Source organism: Calothrix anomala FACHB-343 (assembly GCF_014696435.1).
Classification (GTDB): domain Bacteria; phylum Cyanobacteriota; class Cyanobacteriia; order Cyanobacteriales; family Nostocaceae; genus Aulosira; species Aulosira anomala_A.
This window is the reverse complement of the sequence record NZ_JACJQG010000137.1, coordinates 1-5,706: the sequence shown is the minus strand read 5'-3', so window position 1 is coordinate 5,706 and position 5,706 is coordinate 1. Positions and strand designations below refer to the sequence as shown.

Sequence of the window (5,706 nt, the reverse complement as noted above, 5' to 3'; positions counted from 1 at the left end):
AAACGCCCTCACCCTATAAGGGTGGGGCTAGAAATACGAAGCCTGCCTTCGCAGGCTATCAAACTTTTAGCCTGCGAAGGCAGGCTTTGTTGGTATAGCAATACCCTTCTAGGGTATTGCGTCAAAATTGGGATGCTCCCGCTCAACTTCATAGAAAAATGGTATTACCAATGACAAATGACCAATGACTAATGACAACCCCCGCCAATTTTCCATTCCATCGACCCAGATTAAAAAAAACTCGCTACAGAATTACTATAGCGAGTAAAAAATTTATTCTAGAGTAAATTTATGATGCGGTTAGCACTCTGTGTAATTGACAATCCTTGATTAAGACAGCCATTCTAGAACAGCTTCGTCTTTGGTGTTGGTATTGCGAGATGGGGTTTCGCGTTCAAACTTCATGTGAATTGAGCGGGTTTGCTCACCATCAGCTGCAACAGCCAAGATAGGATAGTCGATTAGACCATCTTGGAAGGACATCTGGAAGCGGAATGTACCATCGGGATTCAGCTTGATTGGACGACCGCCAATAGTTACAGTAGCATCTGGTTCAGTTGCACCGTAAACAATCAATTCAGCATCCGCAATTAACCAGAACTTGCGGGGACGTACAGGTACAGCCGAAGCGGAGAAGCCAACGCCTGACATACCCACACCAGACATATTTAAACCAGAGGTGGTGGGAACTGCCCACATACCTACGCCAGATGGGAAAATGTAGGAGCTGATAGCTTGTTCTGGAGGTACAGAGCCAGCTACGTGCTGCATAGAACCGAATAGAGAACCTGCAACCCGTTGTGCTTCCGCAGATTCCGCCAAACCAAAGATTTGGTCGTAAATGGGGTTACCACCGTTAGCGTAAGCTGTTGCAGCCACCTTCTTAGCTGGGGGAACCAATTCGTAAACAGTCTTACCGCGTAAATCTTCTTCAAAGTTGACTGTAACGAAAACATCTTCGATCCAGTCGGAAGGATATACAGGAGGAATGTGGACTCGTGCAGAACGAGCTAGAACTAACCAACGGCCATCAAAAGCACGATAACCGATATCGATCACATAATCGCGATCGCTCACGGGAATCGGTAAATACCATTCTCTCGCCAACTCATCAGCAGGATATTCTTGCAAGCTGTGGGGGCTTTGGTAATCAATATTGATGTCGGTTACATCATAAATCCGCAGCGCTAGCTGTTGTCCACCTTGACGACGCAATTCTTCTTTGTGTTCGTTGGGGACATCCCAGTAGGTGTAAGCCCATTGGGGATCGCGGGGTAACAATACAATCCGGCTGTCACCGTAACCAGCAGGTAGATCTGCTAATCCTTCATCAACATCAGCGAGAGAACCGCCATTACGATCTTCTTGGCCTAACTCGAATTTTGCTGCTTCCACGGTTTCCTGTGCCTCCAGTGAATGAGATGAATTAAGCGAAAACTTGTTGCGCTGAACTTCTTGAATTGATGCTAATAGTTGGGATTTACGCATCCGGCTGTAGCGCGAAATTCCATATTCACTTGCTACTTTGCGTAACTGCCGCAGTGTCATCTCCTCTAGCGGCGGGCGTTCTTTTGCCATTAATTTGGCCTCCAGTAGTTTGAAAGGTAATTTATTTCCTCTGGTTACAGAATGTTATTTAACATCTCATTTACTCCAGATGAATTTCTTATTCCTGGCTCCTGGTTTTGCCCAGTGTTGTAGTTTTTTAAACATGTATTAAATACTCCTGTTCAATTCCTCGCTATGCCAAAATCAGCATTTCTTTGGGATCGTCGGGAGGTGTTCTTTAATAAATATTAAGCAACAACTTTGTCTATGTATCAAGGGGTAGCAAGACGCTTTTCCAGCACTTTCACGAATCTATCAGCCCTCCGGGGATCGTATTGTTATGAACTCATGACATAATTGCTCTTTGCTAGCGACAAAGGGAGCTAAATATCAAGATTCTCTGACAAATCCGGCGAAAGCAGTCACAGCAACGGATGGAACATTCTCAAGCAGTAGTTTCACTGGAAAAACAGCTTAAGAAGGCAGAAGTACAAAGGCAGAGGGCAGAAGGAAAGACCCATAAGTTTTTGATTATGTGAACTAATAGCTATTTCTAAACTAATTTATAAAATTTATGGGTGATACCGCAAAGGTATCACCCATTTCCAAATTTATGAGGTTGGGAGTGAACTGAAGAGGCTACGTCCACTCAGTCAAACTCTGTATTATTCACTTTAGTAGCTAGCAGAAAACTTTCCGAAGAATGAATAGCCACTAAAAGATCATACTGATCTTATTGACAATTGACATACTCTGAATCCGCCAACCATTGTCTTGGCGAACCAAATTATACTTAACTCGCAAAGTCTCATCAGAAGACCTCTTGAGTTGACCGTTTTGATAGAACTGAGTAACTTCCTTAACTGTAGCTTCGACGCTGGCGCGATTCGATTCTGCATCAGTTTTTTCTACAGATTCTACCTTCAGGCTATGCTCATATTGCCGATAGCGGTTTGCCGCCTTATCTCCTTGAGCAATTGACCGCCATAAATCTAAAGATGCACCAGTTAAAATCTGCTGCAAACTATCAACCTGATGATTTGGCCCTAAAGCAGCCGCTTTTGTGGATAGCCAATTCCGAATTACTTCTTCTGCGGTAGCGGTGGTTAAAGATCCTTCTGGTGTTTCCGGTTTGCTGTCTTTGTCAGGAATCTCTATGGGTGGGTTATTAATTGCTATGGATAATGGATTTTCTGGTAACGGTGGTACTGGGTATAAGATATCTCTGACAAATGCAAAGGTGGTGGAGACGATGAACCAAAAAACGACTATGACGACTAAAGAAATTAACACAGTCCACAACAGACGCATTTTTCCTGCTAAAAAACTAGGAAAATTACTTCTTCTTGGGGGATGACGACGTTCTCGGTTGACAGTTTGACTAGGCTTGCGTTTTTTGCGCGGTTGTGTTTGTCCAGGTGTAGCCGTCCTAGATGAACCATTCATACTCTGATGCGGTTCTCTGGCTATGCGTTCTGCGGATGTAAACTGTGATGTTGGCGTTTCTGGCGTTTTACTTCTACCAGGTGTGGAAGCAGACGGCCTATTCCATCTTGATGGCGAGAAATTGGGAGGTTCTAGTCTTTCCCTAGAGTGAGTTGTTGGTAAATCTGGGTCAGTTGTGTGATTGTGATGAAATTGTCGGGAAAATCCCGTGGAATTATGGGATTTGTGGCTACTATTGGTTTGCGGCGGCGATAAAGGCTGACGGTTAATGACAGACCATTCACTCGTTGGTTCTGCATCCGTGGGTAAAGCTTCCAAATAAGTTTGTACCTGTGGTTCAGCAAAGTAGCTTTTGAGAGAAGCTGGCTGTTTTGTCAAATCGCGAAAGTGGGGAAAAACTTCATGTTGTAGCCACTGTTCGCCATATAGACATAACCCAGGTAGCAAATCTGGGGATTCTTGAGATTTTTCGCGAATAAAAGCTAAAGCTTCGTATTCTTGGCTCAGTTCTAAAACACGGGTAGCCTCTTCAGTTTGCCCTAATAAAAGCGCACAGAGTGATTGTTCTAAATGTACATCTTGGCGCTTACCCAAACGCATCAGCATTTGCTTGGCTTGGCGGATCAAAGCCGGTTGACGTTGCACAAAGCCCCGTGCTATCAAGGCATAAACAGCCAAATAAGTAGCAACAGCAGAAGGACGTTTACTTTCTGCTTCAAATAACTTGTGCTGTTCGGCAACTGTTAAGTGATAGCGCAATTGCTGGATAAATCGCAGGAAGTCATCTATGTTCAGACCGGATTCATCATTGCCATTGCCATCGATGCCGCCGCGATCGTCTAAGATGTTCTGCAATAATTCCAAGCCTTGGGCGCGTTCGGCTGTATTGGTGTCTGGTAAAGCTAGTAATTCCAGAATCCGATAAGGTCGCAATTTATAAAGATCCGCCTGAATTTCTGCCTGGACGCTGGTAAATAAGCCTTCGCGAGATAGGACTTCTAAACCAGTTTCTAAGGAATTGGCAGCATTTTCATAATGACCTTGTTGCCATTGTTCCCGACCGAGTTCTAGACAAGCTAAAGCAATGGTCAAAACAATGTCAGGCCTATCTTCTGGAGATGTTTCGCTGGCGAGATTGTTACGTGATGCATTTGCTGCACTGTTTTTATGAACTAAGTAAGGACGACCTAGTTTGAGGACAATTTCGTACTCGCCTAAGTCTTGCAAAATTAGTAGAGCACCAACCAATTCGTCTTGAGAAATTTCGATACTGAGATTGTGTGAGTCATTCCCACCATGATTATTTCCTGGTGGATGTTCAACTGCTACGGTCGCAGAGGCAGTACCATCAGGGTCATAGGCATGGGCAAGATACAGCTGATCGTAACTGCTACGTTCTTTTGGATCTGATAAAACCACGTAAGCTTCTTCTATAAGTTGTTTGCGCGAAGAAATTGCTGCTTGAGAATACTCACGTCGCGGCAATTGTACAATGCGATCGCTGTATGCCTGCCGCAATTGTTCCTGGCTTGCCGCTAACGGTAGTCCTAAAATTCGGTAGTAATCTAGCGGAATTCGCACAGCCTACTTCCCCTGCACCGCGATCAACATAAATAATTCATCTAGAGCATTCCAGGCATGTAAAACCGTGCCATAATAATACCGTGTTGACTTTACACCACAAGTGTATATTGCAACAACCTGTTTTGTGTTTTCCCGAAATTTGAGTCATATTCTAGTACCTATATTTTGCCTTCGCCTATAAAGCTTCAGCTTTTTGTTTTAATTCTTAGTATTTTGATTTTTGATACCCGATCTCAGCCTTGTCTACCATAAAAAATTTTGGTTTTCTCAGCGATCTCAGTCTCGGACTTGTGTATTGAGCAATATTCTCACTCTCCCATAAAGGAGATATTATTATCCTAAGTAAGGTAAGTTAGCCTTTTATACTTTACTCAGATTTAGGTGTATACCCTATCTGGTAAAGCTTGTTGGCTAGCATCAAGCTAGACGGTTATGCGATCGCACAACAAGGAAATAAAACTCCTTCCGCCTTAGCCCTTAGCCCCTAGTCCCTAGCCCCTAAGTAATGAAACCTATGGTGACTAGTCTAAATCTTTCTGGTTGACACCAGAGAGACGAACTTGACTAAGGTATTATGTTTTTGATTTATCTTCAATAGGGTGAGTATTGCTATTTTGGCTTGAGGGCTACATTTTGTACTGTAGCCATCCTTAACCAGTTCACAATAGTTACTAAATCTAAATCAATCAACAAGCAAGTGTTGATTTTAGCAGATGAAAGACTACCACTAAAACAGAGCTACTGTATAGCGATCGCTTCCTCGCTAGTGAGAAACATCTTATTTCATGTCCCGGAGGTTTAATGATTGATTTTTTTAAGAATTTCTAAATGAATGCCTTTACATCCCGGAGGATAATTACTGCTCGGTAGATTTCCTGATGATAGCTAGAGAGAAGAATCATATCATTCCTAGATTTAAAATACAATTATCAGAAAAATGGGTTTAAAACCTCCCCCTTCTAGGGGGACTTCACATTAGTAAGGCTTTAGCTTACCATAGTCAATATAGTTTGGTAAGCAGAATGTTAAAAGCCTACAAGTACAGAATCTATCCAACCAGTGAGCAAGCGATATTGCTTGCCAAGTCGTTTGGATGTGTACGCTGGTTTTACAACTATGCGCTTAACT

Annotated in this window: 3 protein-coding genes; 1 reads left to right on the top strand and 2 read right to left on the bottom strand. The window is 43.1% G+C overall.

All coding sequences use genetic code 11. The annotated features are described in order from the left end of the window. Positions 1 to 330: 330 nt before the first annotated feature. Both H6G08_RS36635 and H6G08_RS36630 read right to left on the bottom strand, forming a co-directional pair. Positions 331 to 1,578: a DUF4912 domain-containing protein gene (locus H6G08_RS36635; RefSeq protein ID WP_190552191.1), complete on the bottom strand. Its 1,248-nt coding sequence runs from the start codon at positions 1,576 to 1,578 to the stop codon at positions 331 to 333. Between the two features lie 684 nt (positions 1,579 to 2,262). Further along, on the bottom strand, positions 2,263 to 4,575 hold the full coding sequence (locus H6G08_RS36630) for an IMS domain-containing protein (protein ID WP_190552189.1): 2,313 nt from the start codon (positions 4,573 to 4,575) through the stop codon (positions 2,263 to 2,265). 1,025 nt (positions 4,576 to 5,600) lie between these two features. Here H6G08_RS36630 and H6G08_RS36625 point away from each other — a divergent pair. Further along, a partial coding sequence (locus tag H6G08_RS36625; RefSeq protein WP_190542762.1) for a helix-turn-helix domain-containing protein occupies positions 5,601 to 5,706 on the top strand: 106 nt, incomplete at its 3' end.